General features: G+C 74.5%; 16 protein-coding genes. 11 read left to right on the top strand and 5 right to left on the bottom strand.

The features are described 5' to 3' along the window. The first annotated feature begins 78 nt into the window (after positions 1-78). Genes IE170_RS24640 through IE170_RS24630 form a run of 3 tightly spaced genes read left to right on the top strand, consistent with a single transcriptional unit; the run spans position 79 to position 3295 of the window. A complete protein-coding gene (locus IE170_RS24640) occupies positions 79-924 on the top strand; it encodes a GNAT family N-acetyltransferase (RefSeq protein WP_189811634.1) in 846 nt (281 codons plus the stop codon). Between the two features lie 46 nt (positions 925-970). Further along, entirely contained in the window at positions 971-1543 is a 573-nt protein-coding gene (locus tag IE170_RS24635) for a GNAT family N-acetyltransferase (RefSeq protein ID WP_189811633.1), read from the top strand. Between the two features lie 42 nt (positions 1544-1585). Further along, positions 1586-3295, top strand: a complete 1710-nt coding sequence (locus tag IE170_RS24630) for a proline--tRNA ligase (RefSeq protein WP_189811632.1) — start codon at positions 1586-1588, stop codon at positions 3293-3295. Positions 3296-3670: 375 nt separating this feature from the next. Here the strand turns inward: IE170_RS24630 and IE170_RS24625 are convergent, their stop codons facing one another. The 4 genes from IE170_RS24625 to IE170_RS24610 all read right to left on the bottom strand — a co-directional run bounded on the left by IE170_RS24625 (position 3671) and on the right by IE170_RS24610 (position 6803). Further along, positions 3671-4723 (bottom strand): slipin family protein, encoded by a 1053-nt coding sequence (locus IE170_RS24625; RefSeq protein ID WP_223856548.1) that lies wholly within the window; start codon positions 4721-4723, stop codon positions 3671-3673. 85 nt (positions 4724-4808) lie between these two features. Beyond that, positions 4809-5741: an aminoglycoside phosphotransferase family protein gene (locus IE170_RS24620; protein ID WP_189811631.1), complete on the bottom strand. Its 933-nt coding sequence runs from the start codon at positions 5739-5741 to the stop codon at positions 4809-4811. Between the two features lie 16 nt (positions 5742-5757). Next, positions 5758-6222 carry a DUF4439 domain-containing protein gene (locus IE170_RS24615; RefSeq protein WP_229885136.1) on the bottom strand — a complete coding sequence of 155 codons (465 nt, stop codon included), beginning with the start codon at positions 6220-6222 and terminating at the stop codon, positions 5758-5760. Beyond that, positions 6219-6803: a hypothetical protein gene (locus tag IE170_RS24610; RefSeq protein ID WP_229885125.1), complete on the bottom strand. Its 585-nt coding sequence runs from the start codon at positions 6801-6803 to the stop codon at positions 6219-6221. The genes IE170_RS24615 and IE170_RS24610 overlap by 4 nt, the downstream gene beginning before the upstream one ends. Positions 6804-6958: 155 nt before the next feature. Between IE170_RS24610 and rimP the strand changes: the two genes are divergently transcribed. The 8 genes from rimP to IE170_RS24570 all read left to right on the top strand — a co-directional run bounded on the left by rimP (position 6959) and on the right by IE170_RS24570 (position 15244). Further along, positions 6959-7456: a ribosome maturation factor RimP gene (gene rimP / locus IE170_RS24605; RefSeq protein WP_125548336.1), complete on the top strand. Its 498-nt coding sequence runs from the start codon at positions 6959-6961 to the stop codon at positions 7454-7456. A gap of 2 nt (positions 7457-7458) precedes the next feature. Then, positions 7459-8469, top strand: a complete 1011-nt coding sequence (nusA, locus tag IE170_RS24600) for a transcription termination factor NusA (RefSeq protein WP_189811629.1) — start codon at positions 7459-7461, stop codon at positions 8467-8469. A 118-nt stretch (positions 8470-8587) separates the two neighbouring features. Beyond that, positions 8588-8875 (top strand): YlxR family protein, encoded by a 288-nt coding sequence (locus tag IE170_RS24595; RefSeq protein ID WP_125548334.1) that lies wholly within the window; start codon positions 8588-8590, stop codon positions 8873-8875. Between the two features lie 148 nt (positions 8876-9023). Further along, positions 9024-12089, top strand: coding sequence for a translation initiation factor IF-2 (gene infB, locus IE170_RS24590; protein ID WP_189811628.1), 3066 nt, complete (start codon positions 9024-9026; stop codon positions 12087-12089). 153 nt (positions 12090-12242) lie between these two features. Beyond that, a complete protein-coding gene (locus tag IE170_RS24585) occupies positions 12243-12536 on the top strand; it encodes a DUF503 domain-containing protein (protein WP_054223643.1) in 294 nt (97 codons plus the stop codon). Between the two features lie 26 nt (positions 12537-12562). After that, positions 12563-13006, top strand: coding sequence for a 30S ribosome-binding factor RbfA (gene rbfA, locus IE170_RS24580; RefSeq protein ID WP_189811627.1), 444 nt, complete (start codon positions 12563-12565; stop codon positions 13004-13006). Next, positions 13006-13914: a tRNA pseudouridine(55) synthase TruB gene (gene truB / locus IE170_RS24575; protein ID WP_189811626.1), complete on the top strand. Its 909-nt coding sequence runs from the start codon at positions 13006-13008 to the stop codon at positions 13912-13914. The genes rbfA and truB overlap by 1 nt, the downstream gene beginning before the upstream one ends. Before the next feature lie 364 nt (positions 13915-14278). Beyond that, positions 14279-15244 (top strand): bifunctional riboflavin kinase/FAD synthetase, encoded by a 966-nt coding sequence (locus IE170_RS24570; RefSeq protein ID WP_189811625.1) that lies wholly within the window; start codon positions 14279-14281, stop codon positions 15242-15244. 35 nt (positions 15245-15279) lie between these two features. Here the strand turns inward: IE170_RS24570 and IE170_RS24565 are convergent, their stop codons facing one another. Then, the gene (locus IE170_RS24565; protein ID WP_189811624.1) at positions 15280-18258 is read right to left on the bottom strand and encodes an SCO5717 family growth-regulating ATPase; all 2979 of its coding nucleotides are present in this window, start codon (positions 18256-18258) and stop codon (positions 15280-15282) included.

The raw sequence follows: 18258 nt of genomic DNA, 5'->3' as shown, positions 1-18258 counted from the left end.
GGCACCCGGCCGGACCAGGCGGCCCCGACCCGCGGCGGGTACAGTTCGGAGATCAGCAGCCCTGCATGTGAGGCCCCAGTGTTGACGCAGACCACCACCCGGGTCCTTGGGCCCGGCGACCTCGACGCCGCCCTCGCCGTCCTCGGACGCGAGCCGGTCGAGAACGCCTTCGTCACCTCCCGCGTCCAGGTCGCCGGCCTCGACCCCTGGCGCCTCGGCGGCGAGATGTGGGGCTACTACACCGACGGGCAGCTCCGCTCCCTCTGCTACGCCGGAGCCAACCTCGTCCCCGTCTGCGCCGGGCCGGACGCCGTCCGCGCCTTCGCCGACCGCGCCCGCCGCACCGGCCGCCGCTGCTCCTCCATCGTCGGCCCCGCCGAAGCCACGTCACTGCTGTGGCGGCTCCTCGAACCCGCCTGGGGACCCGCCCGCGAGGTCCGCGCCCACCAGCCGCTCATGGTCACCGAGCAGCCCTCCGCCGACGTCCGCCCCGACCCGCTCGTCCGCCGCATCCGCAAGGACGAGATGGACCTGATCATGCCCGCCTGCGTCGCCATGTTCACCGAAGAGGTCGGCGTCTCCCCGCTCGCCGGGGACGGCGGCCTCCTCTACCAGGCCCGCGTCGCCGAGCTCGTCGGATCCGGCCGCTCCTTCGCCCGCATCGAGGACGGCAAGGTCGTCTTCAAGGCCGAGATCGGCGCCGCCACCCCCGCCGCCTGCCAGATCCAGGGCGTCTGGGTCGCCCCCGAATTCCGCGGCCGAGGACACTCCGAGACGGGCATGGCCGCCGTCGTCGCGTACGCGCTGCGCGACGTCGCCCCCGTGGTCAGCCTGTACGTCAACGACTACAACACCGCGGCCCGCGCCGCCTACCGCCGCGTCGGCTTCCGCGAGGTCGGCGCGTTCATGAGCGTCCTGTTCTAGCTCCCGGTCGTACCGGCCCGCCGCGACCGCCGAGTAAGGTCACCGCATGCTGCCTACCCCCGCGGGCGACGGCCCCGCCCGGCCCGCCGGCCTGACCATCGGCCCCCTCGACCTCGCCGCCCGCGTGGACGAGGCCCTGCGCGTGCAGGCGGTGGCCTTCGGCCTCAGCGAGGAGGAGGTCGGCATCCGCCGGTACATCGTCCAGCGCCACATGACCTGCCCCGGCGCCCGCGCCCTCGGCGCCTACACCGACGACGGGGCGCTCGCCGCGTTCGTCTACGGCATGCCGAACGACCGCTCCTACTGGTGGTCCTCCATCGTCGAGCCCTACCTGCGCGCCGAGGGCCGCGACGGCTGGCTCGACGGCTCCTTCGTCATCACCGAGCTGCACGTCCACCCCGGATTCCAGGGCCGCGGCGTCGGCCGCGCCCTCATCACCCGCATCACCGACAGCGCCGCCGAGCCCCGCTCGATCCTCTCCGCCATCGACGCCGAGAGCCCCGCCCGCCGGCTCTACCGCTCCCTCGGCTACACCGACCTCGCACGCCAGGTCCACTTCCCGAGCGCGAGCCTCCCCTACGCCGTCATGGGCGCCCCCCTGCCGCTGCTGCGGCCCTGAAATCCCTTCGGCCGCCCGGCCGCCGCCCGGTAGCCTCGCCGCATGGCAACGCAACACGTGCAGCGCATGTCCCGGCTGATGGCGCGGACCCTCCGCGAGGACCCGGCCGACGCCGAAACCCTCAGCCACCGCCTCCTCGTCCGCGCCGGATACGTCCGCCGCAGCTCCGCCGGCGTGTGGACGTGGCTGCCGCTCGGCAAGCGGGTCCTGGAGAACGTCTCGCGCATCGTCCGCGAGGAGATGGACGCCATCGGCGGCCAGGAAGTGCTGCTGCCCGCGCTGCTGCCGAGGGAGCCGTACGAGACCAGCGGACGCTGGTCGGAGTACGGCGACCTGCTCTTCCGGCTCAAGGACCGCAAGGGCGCCGACTACCTCCTCGGGCCCACCCACGAGGAGATCTTCACCCTCGTGGTGAAGGACCAGTGCACCTCCTACAAGGACCTGCCGGTCATCCTCTACCAGATCCAGACGAAGTACCGCGACGAGGCCCGGCCCCGCTCCGGCGTGCTGCGCGGGCGCGAGTTCCAGATGAAGGACTCGTACTCGTTCGACGTCGACGACGCGGGACTCGCCGAGTCGTACGCCCTGCACAGGGCCGCCTACCAGCGGATCTTCACCCGGCTGGGGCTCGACCACCGGATCGTCTCGGCGGTGTCCGGGGCGATGGGCGGCTCCGCGTCCGAGGAGTTCCTCGCACCCGCGGCCGCCGGCGAGGACACGTTCGCCGACTGCCCGGGCTGCGGGTACGCGGCGAACACCGAGGCGGTGACGTTCCCCCTGACAGGGGAGGGGGCGGGGGCGGCCGCGGACCACCCGCCGCTGGAGGAGATCCCCACCCCCGACACCCCCACCATCGAGACGCTCGCCGCCCACCTGGGCGTGCCGGCGTCCGCGACGCTGAAGAACCTCCTCGTCAAGGTGGACGGCGAGATCACCGCGGTCGGCGTGCCCGGCGACCGGGAAGTCGACCTCGGCAAGCTGGCCGAGCACCTCGCGCCCGCCGTTGTCGAACTCGTCACCGCCGAGGACTTCGCCGACCGGCCCGACCTGGTGCGCGGGTACGTCGGCCCGCAGGGCCTCGGCAAGGTCCGCTACCTCGCCGACCCGCGGGTCGCACCCGGCACGGCCTGGGTGACCGGCGCGAACAAGCCCGACACGCACGCCCGGAACGTGGTCTGCGGCCGCGACTTCCAGGTCGACCGCCACCTCGACGTCGCCGTCGTGGAACCCGGCGACCCCTGCCCGCACTGCGGGGCCGGACTGCGGCTCGACCGCGCGATCGAGGTCGGCCACATCTTCCAGCTCGGCCGCAAGTACGCCGACGCCTTCGGGCTCGACGTGCTGGGGCGCGAGGGCAAGCCGGTGCGGGTCACCATGGGCAGCTACGGCATCGGCGTCTCGCGCGCGGTCGCCGCCCTCGCCGAGCAGACCGCCGACGAGCGGGGCCTGTCCTGGCCGGAGGAAGTCGCCCCCGCCGACGTGCACGTCGTCGCGGCCGGCAAGGCCGTGCAGCTCGCGCTCGCCGAACAGGCCGCGGAGGCGCTGGCCGCCGCCGGGCGGCGGGTCCTGCTGGACGACCGGGCCGGGCTCTCGCCGGGGGTCAAGCTGACCGACGCGGAGCTGATCGGCGTGCCGTGGATCCTGGTGGCGGGGCGCCGGGCCGGGGAGTCCGTGGTCGAACTCCAGCACCGGGCCACGGGCACCCGCGAGGAACTCCCCCTCGCGGAGGCCCTGACCCGCCTGACGCCCTGACCCCGTCCCCTGCGGGGCGGCCGGGGCGGCCACGGGTTCCGCGTGGCTGCGCCCCGCGGCGCCTCAATCGCCGGCGGGGCTGGGTGTGCCGCTGCGCGGCACCGGGGCCGGGTGGGGCGGCGGCCTGGTGCTGCGCGCGGGCGGTGGTGTGGTTTCCGCGTGGCTGCGCCCCGCGGCGCCTCAATCGCCGGCGGGGCTGAATTCGTGCCGCTGCGCGGCACCGGGGCAGTCGGCGTGGACGGGGCGTGCCGCTGCGCGGCACTGTGGCGCCCGGCGTGGACGGAGTGCGCCCCGCGGCTTCGTGCGGGTGCGGTTCCGCGTGCGTTGCCGCCTCGCCGTCAGGAGGGCTGCGCTCGCCGGGACTTCGTCATGCGGTCAGTCTGCGGGGTGCGGGGGTGAGCCGTTCACCTGTGGGGGCGGTCCCGGTGGGGGTTGCTCGGTGGTTTCGGGGCGGGGGGAGGCGCCGTTCTCTTCGGGCTGCGGTGCTTGTGCCGGGGCTTCGAGAGCCCGGTCGGGGTGTGCCGGTGTTCCGGCCGGTTCCACTGCGCGCGGTGCGCGTGTGGGCGGTTCGAGCGGTGGGGTGGCTTCCGCCGTCGGGGTCGGGGGTGCGGGTGGCGGCTCGGGCTCCGGGTGCGTCCCCTCCGCCGGTGCGGGCTGCGGTGGGGCGTCCGGGGTCGCGCGTTCCAGGAAGCGGAGGAGCTCCACCGGGAACGGGAGGACCAGGGTGGAGTTCTTCTCCGCCGCCACCGCCACAACCGTCTGGAGGAGGCGGAGTTGCAGGGCCGCCGGCTGGTCCGACATGACGGCGGCCGCTTCGGCGAGTTTGCGGGAGGCCTGGAGTTCCGCGTCCGCGTTGATGACGCGTGCGCGGCGCTCGCGGTCGGCTTCGGCCTGGCGGGCCATCGAGCGCTTCATCGTCTCGGGGAGGGACACGTCCTTGATCTCGACGCGGTCGATCTGGACGCCCCAGCCCACCGCCGGGCTGTCGATCATCAGCTCCAGGCCCTCGTTGAGCTTCTCCCGGTTGGAGAGGAGGTCGTCGAGGTCGGACTTGCCGATGATGGAGCGGAGTGAGGTCTGGGCCATCTGGGAGACGGCGAAGCGGTAGTCCTCGACCTCGATGATCGCGCTCGCCGGGTCGACGACCTTGAAGTAGACGACGGCGTCGACGCGGACCGTGACGTTGTCCCTGGTGATGCCTTCCTGCGCGGGCACGGGCATCGTCACGATCTGCATGTTGACCTTGTGGAGCCGGTCCACCACCGGGATGACCATGGTGAATCCGGGCTGTCGCACGCCCTCCCGCAGGCGGCCGAAGCGGAGTACGACACCGCGTTCGTACTGCCTGACGACGCGGGCGGCGGAGGCGGCGGCGACCGCGAGGCATGCGCCCGCCGCGATCGCCGCGGTCAGCAGTTCCTGGAACATGGCGGCCTCCCTGCGGGCTGCCCGTGGCAGATCCGTACATCGGTACGTCAGGACATCGGTACATCCTTTTATGTACCGGTATGCCCTAAAGCCAGGTGGCGAACTCCAGCAGCAGCTCCGCATCGCGCCGGCGTCCCGCAGCCAGGGCGCGGGTGCCCGACTCGACCGCCCGGAAGAGGGTCCAGCCGCGCAGCCGGTCCCGGTCCACCTCCAGGCTGTCGGCCAGCTTGTTCACCCTGCGCCGGGCGCCCGCCGCCCCCGCCGACGAGGCGACCTGGTCCTCCGGCCGGTCCCGGACCAGCCGCGCCAGGTCGTAGGCGCGCTCGCCGACCACCGGCTCCGGGCCCACGGCCAGCCACGGCGCGCGGTCGCCGGCCAGCACCTTGCCCTGACGGAAGTTGCCGTGCAGGAGCAGCTGTTCCTCGGCCGGTGCGGCCGTCAGCTCCTCCCGGGCCGCGAGCGCCGCCTCCACCAGGGCCGCGGAGTCCGCTCCCGCCCCCGCGCCGCCCTCCTCCGCGGCCGCGCGCAGCGCCCCCGCCTGCCGGGACGTCCGCTCGGCCACCGTTTCGAAGGGGTGCCCGTCGGGCGGCTTCACCCACAGCCGCCGCAGCGTCCCGCAGGCCTCCAGCAGCGCCTTCGCCTCGGGCAGGGAGCGCAGGGACACTTCCGGCTGCAGCCGTTCCAGCAGCAGCGCCCCGTCCTCGCCGTGGTGGCGGGTGTCGAGGACCCGCACGGCCCCGAAGCCGCCCCAGTGGGCGAGCGCGGCCAGCTCGCGGTCGGGCCGCGCCTGCGGGGGAGCCAGCTTCAGCACGGCCGGCGTGCCGTCCTCGTACTGCACCAGCACCACCAGGCTGCTGCGCCCGCCGGGGGCCTGGACCCGCTGGGCGCGTACCGCACGCCGGTCCAGTGCCGCCTCGGCCAGCCGGGGGAGCCGCTCCAGCCAGTCGGCCGTGCTTCCGTCCCCGTCCGGCGTCTCGCCGAGCGCCCGTACGAGCCGCTGCGGCGGTTCGAAAGCCATGCGTGCGTGTTCCCCTTCAGCTGTTCCCGGCGGGCCGTGCGTGTTCCGCGAGCCCAGGGAAGGCTACGCCGCCGCCGCGCCAGCGCGCCGCGCGGACCGCCGCGGCGCTCAGCGCGTCGGCCGCCTCGCGGCGCAGCGGGCCGTCGGCCGCCCGCACCAGGTCGGCGTACGCGCCGGCCACCCGGTCCTCGACCTCCGCGGCCAGCCGCTCGGCGTCGCCGGCGGTGCGCACCTCGTACGGGAGCGCGTACGCCGGATCGGAGGGGCGGGGGGAGCCGCCCAGGTCGCGGACGGCGCGCGCCAGCGCGTCACGGCGCGCGAGGTGGGTGCCGTGCGCCTCGCGGGCCTCGGCCGCGCGCTCGCCGGCGCGGGCGCCGACGACCCCGTACCCGTACACGGCGGCGTGTTCGGCGGCGAGCGCCGCCTGGGCGGCATCGAGGGCGCGCCCGGCGGGGGAGGGGGAGGAGGGCGAGGGCTTCACGAGGCGGCTCCCGGGGCGGGGGTCAGCAGGTGGACGTGGACGGCGCCGCACGCGGCGACCGAGGCCAGCATGCGGGCCAGCTCGCCGGGGGCTGCGGCCAGGGCTGCGGTGCGGGCCTCGGCGAGGGCCTGCTCGGCGTCCGCGAGGGCGGCCAGGGCCTTCTCCGGCTCCGGCGGGACCTGCACCCCGCCGGCCGGGGGCGTCCCGCCCGGGGACGGCGCGCCCGACGGTGCGGCCGGGCCGGACGCAGCCCCCGCCGCCTTTCCCGCGGCCCCGCCCGCACCGCCGACCCCGCCCGGCCACGCCAGCGCCCCCGCGTGCGCGGCGACGGCGGAGCGCAGCGGGGCGAGGCGGCCGGCCAGGGCCGGGTGGGCGGCGGCGGTGGCGTCGTAACGTTCCAGCAGCCGTTCGCTGTCACGAACGGCCGACGCGCGCATCCGCCGTTCGAGTGCAACACCGCTGGGCGGGGCCGGCGGGCGGGAGCCGCCGGAGCACCCGGTGGCCAGGGCCGCGCCGGCCGTGGCGGCCGCGCCGGCGAGCAGGCTCCTGCGCGAGGGTCCGGTGGGAGGGGTCCAGGGCACGGCGACGTCCTCGGGGGTGGGGAAGGGCAGGGTGTGATCACGGTACCCGGGGGCTTGTCCACAGGACGGACGGCAACACCCTCCGCGACCGGATACCCTTTGGTCTGACACGCGACGTAACCCACAACAGCACACGCGGCCGAGGAGTCACCCGGATGAGCACCACCCAGAGCGACAGGCTGCGCGGATTGCTGGAGCCGCTCGTCGCCGCCAGGGGCCTTGATCTCGAGGACATCGAGCTGTCGAAGGCCGGCAAGCGGCGGATGCTGCGCATCATCGTGGATTCCGACGAGGGCGTGGAACTGGACGCGTGTGCCGAGCTGAGCCGCGAGGTCTCCGACAGGCTGGACGAGACCGACGCGATGGGCGAGGGCGAGTACGTCCTGGAGGTGAGCTCGCCGGGCGCGGACCGCCCGCTGACCGAGCACCGCCACTACGTCCGGGCGATCGGCCGCCTGGTGAAGTTCCAGCTGTCCGAGGGCGGGGAACTGATCGCCCGCATTCTCGACGTCGACGACGAGGGCATGGACCTCGAGGTCCCCGGTGTGAAGGGCCGCAAGGCGACCGCGCGCCGCATCGCGTTCGCGGACGTCGCCAGGGCGCGTGTCGAGATCGAGTTCAACCGCAAGGACAAGAAGGAAGAGGAGGCGTAGCCGTGGACATCGACATGAGTGCCCTGCGGGGTCTGGTCCGGGAGAAGGAGATCTCCTTCGACCTGCTCGTCGAGGCGATCGAGTCGGCCCTCCTCATCGCGTACCACCGCACCGAGGGCAGCTTCCGCCGGGCGCGCGTGGAGCTGGACCGCACCAATGGGCACGTCGTCGTGTGGGCGATGGAGGACCCGCGGGACCTGGAGGAGGGGCAGGAGCCCAAGGAGTTCGACGACACGCCGTCGGACTTCGGGCGGATCGCCGCGACGACCGCCAAGCAGGTGATCCTGCAGCGTCTGCGCGACGCCGAGGACGACCTGACGTTCGGCGAGTTCGCCGGTCGCGAGGGCGACGTCATGACGGGCGTCGTCCAGCAGGGCAAGGACCCCAAGAACGTCCTGGTCGACATCGGCAAGCTGGAGGCCATCCTGCCGGTGCAGGAGCAGGTCCCCGGCGAGGAGTACCCGCACGGACTGCGCCTCAAGGCGTACGTCGTCCGGGTCGCGAAGGGCGTGCGCGGCCCGTCCGTGACGCTGTCGCGGACCCACCCCAACCTGGTGAAGAAGCTGTTCGCGCTGGAGGTCCCGGAGATCGCGGACGGCAGCGTCGAGATCGCGGCGATCGCCCGCGAGGCCGGCCACCGCACGAAGATCGCCGTTCGGTCGACGCGTTCGGGCCTCAACCCGAAGGGCGCCTGCATCGGCCCGATGGGCGCCCGCGTGCGCAACGTCATGGCCGAGCTCCACGGCGAGAAGATCGACATCGTCGACTGGTCGGACGACCCGGCGGAGATGGTGGCGAACGCCCTGTCACCCGCTCGGGTGAGCAAGGTCGAGGTCGTCGACTGGGACTCGCGCTCCGCGCGGGTGACCGTCCCCGACTACCAGCTGTCGCTGGCCATCGGCAAGGAGGGCCAGAACGCCCGCCTCGCCGCGCGGCTGACCGGCTGGCGCATCGACATCCGCCCCGACACGGAGGCGTCCCCGGACGCCGGCCGGGCCCGGGACGGGGAATAAAACCGCTACCCGCGGGCGCTGCCCTGCGGGTACACAGTTCAAGACAGCAGATCGCGACAACGTCCGTTCGATTTTGCGCCCGAAGGGGTGAGGTCGGTACGGGGAGGTAGACTTAGGCGTGTCTGGCCGGACGCAAGCCCGCGCATGCCCCGAACGCACCTGTGTGGGGTGCCGGGCGCGAGCGGCCAAGAGCGAACTGTTGCGCATCGTGGCGGTCGGGGACGCATGCGTCCCCGATCCTCGCGGTACGCTGCCCGGCCGGGGTGCCTATGTGCACCCCGCCGCGGTCTGCGTCGACAAGGCGGTCCGCCGCAGGGCGTTCCCCCGGGCCCTCAGGTCCCCGGGAGCGCTCGACACGGCCGGACTGAGCGACGCCGTGGCCGCAGTGGCCGCGGCGACACCGTAAGAAGTAGTACGGCACGGACACCCCGTGCGGTCAGGTACCTCGCGAGTTGGAAGTAGGTCGAGATTGCGATGAGCACTCGATGAGTACGCGATGAGTACGCCCATGAAGTAGCGACGGTCCGGCGCAACCCGGACCTCAAAGGAGCGAAGTGGCTAAGGTCCGGGTATACGAACTCGCCAAGGAGTTCGGTGTGGAGAGCAAGGTCGTCATGGCCAAGCTCCAGGAACTCGGTGAGTTCGTCCGTTCGGCGTCCTCGACGATCGAGGCGCCGGTTGTGCGCAAGTTGACTGACGCACTGCAGGGGCCCGGCGGCAACGCCGGCAAGTCCGCTGCCAAGCCGGGAGCGCCCCGCAAGGCCGCCCCCGCCAAGCCCGGGGTCCCGACCCCTGGCGCCATTGCACGTCCCGCCGCCCCGAAGCCCGGCGCACCGGCCCCCAAGCCGGCCGCAGCCGAGGCTCCGGCCGCGCCGGCCCCGGTGACCCCGGCCTCTCCCGGCCCGCGTCCCGGTCCGAAGGCTCCGGCCGCCCCGAAGCCCGCTCCGGCGGCGCCCGTGGCGACCGAGTTCACCGCGCCCCCGGCCGCCCCCGCGCGTCCGGCCCAGGGTGCGACCCCCGGCCCGCGCCCGACGCAGCAGCGTCCCGCGGCCGGCGGCCAGGGCGGTGCCCGTCCCGGCGCCCCGCGCCCCGGCGCGACCCCGGGTGCCCAGGCCCCGCGCCCCGGCGCGGCCCCCGGCCCCCGTCCGGGTGGTGCCCGTCCCGCGGGTCCCCGTCCGGGCAACAACCCGTTCACCTCCGGCGGCTCCACCGGCATGGCGCGCCCGCAGGCGCCCCGTCCCGGCGGCGCGCCGCGCCCCGGCGCCCCCGGTGCCGGCGGCTCCGGCGCCCCGCGCCCGCAGGCCGGTCCCGGCGGCGGCCCGCGTCCGCAGGCCCCCGGCGGTCCCCGTCCCACCCCGGGCGGCATGCCCCGTCCGCAGGGCCCGCGCCCGACGCCGGGCGGCAACCGCCCGAACCCGGGCATGATGCCGCAGCGTCCCGCGGCCGGCGGTCCCGGCCCGCGTCCCGGCGGCGGCCCCGGCCGTCCCGGTGCCGGCGGTCCCCGTCCGGGCGGCGCCGGCCGTCCCGGCGGCGGCGGCTTCGCCGGCCGTCCGGCCGGTCCGGGCTCGCGCCCGGCGGGCGGCGGCTTCGGCGGCCCGCGTCCGGGTGGCGGCGGCTTCGGCGGCGGCCCGGGTGGCGGCGGCGGCCGTCCCGGCTTCGGCGGCCGTCCCGGCGGCCCCGGTGCCCGCGGCGGCACGCAGGGCGCCTTCGGCCGTCCCGGCGGCCCGGCCCGTCGCGGCCGCAAGTCGAAGCGGCAGCGGCGCCAGGAGTACGAGGCCATGCAGGCCCCGTCCGTCGGCGGCGTGATGCTGCCCCGCGGCAACGGCGAGACCGTTCGCCTGTCGCGCGGTGCGTCCCTCACCGACTTCGCGGAGAAGATCAACGCCAACCCGGCGTCGCTCGTCGCGGTCATGATGAACCTCGGCGAGATGGTCACGGCCACGCAGTCCGTCTCCGACGCGACCCTCCAGCTCCTCGCCGACGAGATGAACTACACGGTTCAGATCGTCAGCCCGGAGGAGGAGGACCGCGAGCTGCTCGAGTCCTTCGACATCGAGTTCGGCGAGGACGAGGGCGGCGAGGAGTTCCTCGTGGCGCGTCCGCCGGTCGTCACCGTCATGGGCCACGTCGACCACGGCAAGACCCGCCTCCTCGACGCCATCCGCAAGACCAACGTGGTCGCGGGCGAGGCCGGCGGCATCACCCAGCACATCGGTGCCTACCAGGTCGCGACCCAGGTCAACGACGAGGACCGCAAGATCACCTTCATCGACACCCCGGGTCACGAGGCGTTCACCGCCATGCGTGCCCGCGGTGCGAAGTCGACCGACATCGCGATCCTCGTGGTGGCGGCCAACGACGGTGTCATGCCGCAGACGATCGAGGCCCTGAACCACGCCAAGGCGGCCGACGTGCCGATCGTGGTCGCGGTCAACAAGATCGACGTCGAGGGCGCCGACCCGACGAAGGTGCGCGGCCAGCTCACCGAGTACGGCCTGGTCGCCGAGGAGTACGGCGGCGACACGATGTTCGTCGACATCTCCGCCAAGCAGGGCCTGAACATCGACAAGCTGCTCGAGGCCGTGGTCCTGACCGCGGACGCCGCGCTCGACCTGCGCGCCAACCCCGAGCAGGACGCCCAGGGCATCGCGATCGAGTCCCACCTCGACCGCGGCCGCGGTGCCGTCTCGACCGTCCTCGTCCAGCGCGGAACGCTGCGCATCGGCGACACGATGGTCGTGGGCGACGCGTACGGCCGTGTCCGCGCCATGCTCGACGACAAGGGCAACAACGTCGAGCAGGCGGGTCCGTCGACCCCCGTCCTGGTCCTGGGTCTCACCAACGTCCCCGGCGCCGGCGACAACTTCCTCGTCGTCGACGAGGACCGTACGGCCCGCCAGATCGCCGAGAAGCGCGCGGCGCGCGAGCGCAACGCCAACTTCGCCAAGCGCGTCCGTCGCGTGTCCCTCGAGGACCTCGACTCCGTGCTCAAGGCCGGTCTGGTCCAGGAACTCAACCTCATCATCAAGGGCGACGCGTCCGGTGCGGTCGAGGCCCTGGAGTCCTCGCTGCTCCAGCTCGACGTCGGCGAAGAGGTCGACATCCGCGTCCTGCACCGCGGTGTGGGTGCGGTCACCGAGTCCGACATCGACCTGGCGATGGGCTCCGACGCCATCGTCATCGGCTACAACGTCCGTGCGGCCGGCCGTGCCGCGCAGATGGCGGAGCGCGAGGGCGTCGACGTCCGGTACTACTCGGTGATCTACCAGGCCATCGAGGAGATCGAGGCGGCCCTGAAGGGTCTCCTCAAGCCGGAGTACGAAGAGGTCGAGCTCGGTACCGCGGAGGTCCGCGAGGTCTTCCGCTCGTCCAAGCTGGGCAACATCGCGGGTGTCCTCATCCGCTCCGGCGAGGTCAAGCGCAACACCAAGGCGCGCCTGCTCCGCGACGGCAAGGTCGTCGCAGAGAACCTCACGATCACCGGTCTGCGCCGCTTCAAGGACGATGTCACCGAGATCCGCGAAGGCTTCGAGGGCGGTATCAACCTCGGCAACTTCAACGACATCAAGATCGACGACATCATCGCGACGTACGAGATGCGCGAGAAGCCCCGCGCGTAAGCGCGAGGCGGTTCGTACCGTGTCGTGACCGGGGCCGGTCGGCGGAGTATTTCCGTCGATCGGCCCCGGCCGTTGCGTGTACGGTTCTGGTGACCCTGCCGCGCGTCGGCCGGCAGGCCACCGAACCCGGACCGGCGGGACATCCGGAACTGCATGTACGTGGGGACTCTGTCCTTCGACCTGCTCCTCGGCGACGTCCACTCGCTGAAGGAGAAACGCTCCGTCGTCAGGCCCATCGTCGCCGAGCTCCAGCGGAAGTTCTCCGTGAGCGCGGCCGAAGTGGGCGACCAGGATCTGCACCGCCGGGCCCGCATCGGGGTCGCGCTGGTGAGCGGCGACACGGGGTACCTCTCGGACGTACTGGACCGCTGCGAGCGGCTGGTCGCGGCGCGTCCGGAAGTGGAGCTGCTGTCGGTGCGCAGGCGGCTCCACGGTGATGAAGACTGAATGCAAGGAAAGAAGGAGACGGACCAGTGGCCGACAATGCGCGGGCGAAGAAGCTGGCGGACCTCATCCGGGAGGTGGTGGCCGAGAAGCTGCAGCGAGGTGTCAAGGACCCCCGCCTCGGGACCCACGTGACCATCACGGACACCCGGGTCACCGGCGACCTGCGGGAGGCGACGGTCTTCTACACGGTCTACGGCGACGACGAGGACCGCGCCAGCGCGGCGGCGGGCCTGGAGAGCGCCAAGGGCGTCCTGCGCTCGGCGGTCGGCCGGGCGGCGGGCACCAAGTTCACGCCCACCCTGACGTTCGTCGCGGACGCCCTGCCGGAGAACGCGCGCACCATCGAGGACCTCCTCGACAAGGCGCGCGCCTCCGACGCCCACGTCCGGGAGGTGTCCTCCGGCGCCGAGTACGCCGGCGGCGCCGACCCGTACAAGAAGTCCGGCGACGACGAGGACGCAACCGCGTAATGAGCACCAACGCAGGGAAGACTCCGGACGGCCTCGTCATCGTCGACAAGCCGTCCGGCTTCACTTCGCACGACGTGGTCGCGAAGATGCGCGGGATCGCCAGGACCCGCCGCGTCGGCCACGCGGGCACGCTCGACCCGATGGCGACGGGCGTGCTCGTCCTGGGCGTCGAGAAGGCCACCAAGCTCCTCGGCCACCTCGCGCTCACGGAGAAGGAGTACCTCGGCACCATCCGCCTCGGCCAGAACACCCTGACCGACGACGCCGAGGGCGAGACCACCTCCTCCGCGGACGCCTCCGGGGTCACCCGCGAGGCCGTCGACGCGGGCGTCGCCAAGCTGACGGGCGAGATCATGCAGGTCCCGTCGAAGGTCAGCGCCATCAAGATCAAGGGCGTGCGCTCCTACAAGCGCGCCCGCGACGGGGAGGACTTCGACATCCCGGCCCGCCCGGTCACCATCTCGTCGTTCCGGGTGTACGACATGCGCGAGGCCGAGGCGGAGGACGGCACCAAGGTCGTCGACCTGGTCGTCTCCGTCGTCTGCTCCAGCGGTACGTACATCCGCGCCCTCGCCCGGGACCTCGGCGCCGACCTCGGCACCGGCGGCCACCTGACCGCGCTGCGTCGCACCCGCGTCGGCCCGTACAAGCTGGACCGGGCGCGGACGCTGGACCAGCTCCAGGAGGAGCTGACCGTCATGCCGATCGGCGACGCGGCCGCCGCGGCGTTCCCCCGCTGGGACCTGGACGCCCGCCGGGCCTCCCTGCTCGGCAACGGCGTCAGGATCGAGATGCCGGAGGAGTACGCGGACCGCGGGCCGATCGCGGTCTTCGGGCCGCAGGGGCAGCTGCTCGGCCTCGTGGAGAGCAAGGGCGGCAAGGCGAAGTCGCTCGCGGTCTTCGCCTGACCCCGGCCCCCGGCCCTCCGGCGCCCCCGCGGCGGCGGCGTTGACGTGGAGCGGCGAGCGCACACCGGCTGCTGCTCACCGCTCCACGACCCCCCTCGGTCAGTCTCTCTCCACCGGGGCCCCTTTGTTCACCCGTCCGAGCAGGCGCGCGGAGTGACTGGACGGAGCACACGGGGGCGCTTTTCGCCGGGCACCCGCCGGCCGGCGGCGGGCGGACGCCCGCGTGCCTCCCACGCGAGGTGACACAGAGCGCGGCCCGGCCCGACACCGATGCGGGACGCCGGGCGGGGGCATGGCAGTCTTAGACCTGGTATCGGCAGGACACAGGACAGGGCCTACACGGTTCGGGCGAGGAGCGGTCACAGTGCAGCGCTGGCGTGGCTTGGAGGACATCCCCCAGGACTGGGGGCGCAGCGTCGTCACCATCGGCTCGTACGACGGTGTGCACCGGGGCCACCAGCTGATCATCGGGCGCGCCGTCGCCAAGGCGCGCGAGCTCGGCGTGCCGTCCGTCGTGGTCACCTTCGACCCGCACCCCAGCGAGGTCGTCCGCCCCGGCAGCCACCCGCCGATCCTGGCCCCGTACGACCGGCGCGCCGAGCTGATGGCGGGGCTGGGCGTGGACGCGCTGCTGATCCTGCCGTTCACGGCGGAGTTCTCGCAGCTCTCCCCGTCCGACTTCATCGTCAAGGTGCTCGTCGACAAGCTGCACGCGCGCGCCGTCATCGAGGGCCCGAACTTCCGCTTCGGCCACCGCGCCGCCGGCAACGTCGACTTCCTGCGCGAGCTGGGCGCCACCTACGACTACGAGGTCGAGGTCGTCGACCTCTTCGAGCGCGGCACGGCGGGCGGCGGCGTGCCGTTCTCCTCCACGCTGGCCCGCAGGCTGGTCGCCGAGGGCGACATGGAGGGCGCGGCCGAGGTGCTGGGCCGCCCGCACCGCGTCGAGGGCGTCGTCGTGCGCGGCGCGCAGCGCGGGCGCGAGCTGGGCTACCCCACGGCCAACGTCGAGACCCCGCCGCACACCGCGGTCCCCGCGGACGGCGTGTACGCGGGCTGGCTGACCGCGAACGGCGAGCGGATGCCGGCGGCGATCTCGGTGGGGACGAACCTCCAGTTCGACGCCACCGAGCGGACCGTGGAGGCGTACGCGATCGACCGGATCGGCCTCGACCTGTACGGGCTGCACGTCACCGTGGACTTCCTCGCCTACGTGCGGGGCATGGCCAGGTTCGAGTCGCTGGACGGGCTGCTGGAGGCCATCGCGGACGACGTGAAGCGGGCGCGGTCGCTGACCCAGGAGTACGACGCGCAGCACGCGCGGCACTGAGCGCGCGGAGCCACGGCGAAGGGCCCGGGCGCTCGTCAGCCGAGGCGCGGGTCGCGCGGGGGCTGCGGGCCGGGGTGCTGCCCCGGCTGCGGCTGCTGCTGCGGCCAGGGCTGCCCCGGCTGGGCGGCGTACGGCTGCGCGGGCTGCGCGTACGGCTGCGGGTGGCCTGCCGGAGCGCCCTGGGGGTGGGCCTGCGGGTGCGGCTGGGCGTACGGCTGCCCCGGGGCCGCCGGCTGTTGCGGGGCACCCCACTGCTGCCGGGGCGCCTGCTGGGCGGCGCGGACGAAGTCCTCGGCCACCAGGGAGGCGAGGTGGAAGTACGCCTCGCGGGTCTTCGGCCGCATCAGGTCGAGGTCGACCTCGGCGCCGGCGGCGAGGTGCTCGTCGAAGGGCACGACGACGACGCCGCGGCAGCGGGTCTCGAAGTGCTGCACGATGTCCTCGGTCTTGATCATCTTGCTGGTCTCGCGGACCCCGGAGATGACGGTGAGGGAGCGCGAGACCAGGTCGCCGTACCCGTGCGCGGAGAGCCAGTCGAGCGTGGTGCTGGCGCTGCTCGCGCCGTCCACGGACGGCGTCGAGATGATGATCAGCTGATCGGCGAGGTCCAGGACGCCGCGCATCGCCGAGTAGAGCAGGCCGGTGCCGGAGTCGGTGAGGATGATCGGGTACTGGCGGCCGAGGGTGTCGATGACGCGGCGGTAGTCCTCGTCGTTGAACGTGGTCGACACGGCCGGGTCGACGTCGTTCGCGATGATCTCCAGGCCGGAGGGCGCCTGCGAGGTGAACCGCCGGATGTCCATGTACGAGTTCAGGTACGGGATCGCCTGGACCAGGTCCCGGATCGTCGCACCGGTCTCGCGCCGGACGCGGCGGCCGAGGGTGCCGGCGTCCGGGTTCGCGTCGATGGCCAGGATCTTGTCCTGGCGCTCGCTGGCCAGGGTCGCGCCGAGCGCGGTGGTCGTCGTGGTCTTGCCGACGCCGCCCTTGAGGCTGATCACGGCGATCCGGTAGCAGGACATCACCGGGGTGCGGATCAGCTCCAGCTTGCGCAGGCGCTCGGCCTCGGCCGCCTTGCCGCCGAAGCGGAAGCCCGCGCGCTGCGGCTTGGGCTTCTGCTTGCCGCGCAGCAGCCGGTCGGAGGACAGCTCGACCGCGGCCGTGTAGCCCAGCGGGGCGCCGCCCGCGGCAGGGCCGGGCTGGTAGTGCGGGTCGTGCGGCTGCGGACCGGGCTGCGGGCCGGACGGCCACTGGGCGCCGGTCCGCGGGTCGATCTGCGGCTGCGGGTGCTGCGGGTGCTGCGGCTGGGCGGGGGCCTGCTGGGGCACGGCTTCCGCGGCCGGTGCCGGTGCCTGTACCGGTGCCGAGGGCGGGTAGGCGTAGCCGCCGGCGTTGGCCGGGGCCTGGGGCGGGAAGCCGTAGCCCTGCGGTGCCGCCGGGGCCTGCGCGGCGGGCGGATAGGCGTACCCGCCGGCCGAGGGCGCGGGCGCGTAGGGGTGGCCACCCGCCCCGGCGGGGGCCTGCGGCGGGAAGCCGTAGCTCTGCGGGGCGTACGGGGAAGGGGCCGGCTGCTGCGGGGGAGCGTCGGCCGGCGCCGGAGCGGCGGGGAACGCCTGGGGCGCGGCCGGGGCTTCGGGGGAGGGCGCGTACCCGGCGGGCACCGCATCGGCCGGCGCCGGCTCGGGTGCCGCCGGGGGCAGGGCCGTCCCCTCGGCCGGCGTGGCCGGGCGCGGGACCGCGCCGGAGTCCCCGGTCGGCTTGCCCAGCACGATGCCCCGCCCGGACGAAGCGGTCTCGGGCGCCTGGAGCTGCGGCACGCCGAAGGAGGGCGTCCCGGATCCCGGTGCCCCCGCGGCGGGCGCGGGCAGGGCCGGGACCGCGCTGTCGGACGGCGCCGGTACGGGCGCGAGCGCCGGGGGCGCGGCCGCGTCGGCCGGAGCAGGCGTCGGCGCGGCCGGTGCGGCCGCATCCGGGCCCGCCGGGAAGTCCTGCGGCGCTTCGGCCGATGCCGCCGGGAAGACCGGTACGGGCGCCGGCGCGCCTTCGGCCGGGCCTGCGGTGAAGTGCTGCCCGGGCTGTGGGGCGTCGGTGGGTGCCGCCGCCTCGGGGAAGGCCGGTACGGGCGCGCCTTCGGCCGGGCTTCCCGTGGAGGGCCCGGGCTGCGGTGCGTCGGAGGGTGCCGGCGTTTGGGGGAAGGCCCGAACGGGCGCGGGCGCGCCTTCGGCCGGGCCTGCCGTGGACGGCTGCCCGGGCTGCGGTGCGTCGGTGGTTGCCGGCGTCTCGGGGAAGGCGGCTCCCGGCGCGGACGCGCCTTCCGCCGGGCCGGTGAAGCGCTGCCCGGCCTGCGCCGCGTCGGCGGGCTCCGAGGTGTCGGGGAAGGCCGGTACAGGCGCGGGCGCGCCCTCGGGCAGGCCTGCCGGGAACGGCTGCGCGGGCTGCGGCGCGTCGGTGGCCACCGGGAAGGCCGGTGCGGGCGCGGGGGCGCCTTCGGCCGGGCTTGCCGTGAACGGCTGTCCGGACTGCGGTGCGTCGGCGGGTACGGGCGTCGCCGTGCCCTCGGCCGGCGTGAACGGCTGCGGCGGGCCGGTCGGAGCCGGCGCCTCCGGGAAGGCCCCGGCGGGGGCGTCGGCAGGGCCGGCGGTGAGGGGCCGCGGCGCCTCGGCCGGGGTCGGGGCGTGCGGGGCGGCATCCGCCGTCGGCGCGGGCGCCGACGCCCGGTCAGGAGCGGCCGCGTCAGCGGGGTCCGCAGCCGGCGCGGCCGGGTCCGGGGTGCGCGCCGGGGGCGCGATGCGCATCGTCGGGGGCGAGGCGAGCTCCGACGGCCGGTGCGGTTCGAAGCCGCTGCCCTCGGGCAGCGCGGGGACGGGCGAGGCCGGGGCCGCGCTCTGCGTGTACCAGGCGGGCGGCGTGTAGTCGATGGTGAACTCGCCCGTCACCTCGGGCTCCGCGTCGGACTGATCGTCCGTCGGGACGTCCCACGCCCCGCCGCGCCTCTCGTTCCGATCGCCGCTCAC

It is taken from the genome of Streptomyces toxytricini (genome assembly GCF_014649915.1).
Taxonomy (GTDB): domain Bacteria; phylum Actinomycetota; class Actinomycetes; order Streptomycetales; family Streptomycetaceae; genus Streptomyces; species Streptomyces toxytricini.
The sequence above is the reverse complement of the archived record's forward strand: the minus strand, read 5'-3'. Positions and strand labels throughout refer to the sequence as shown.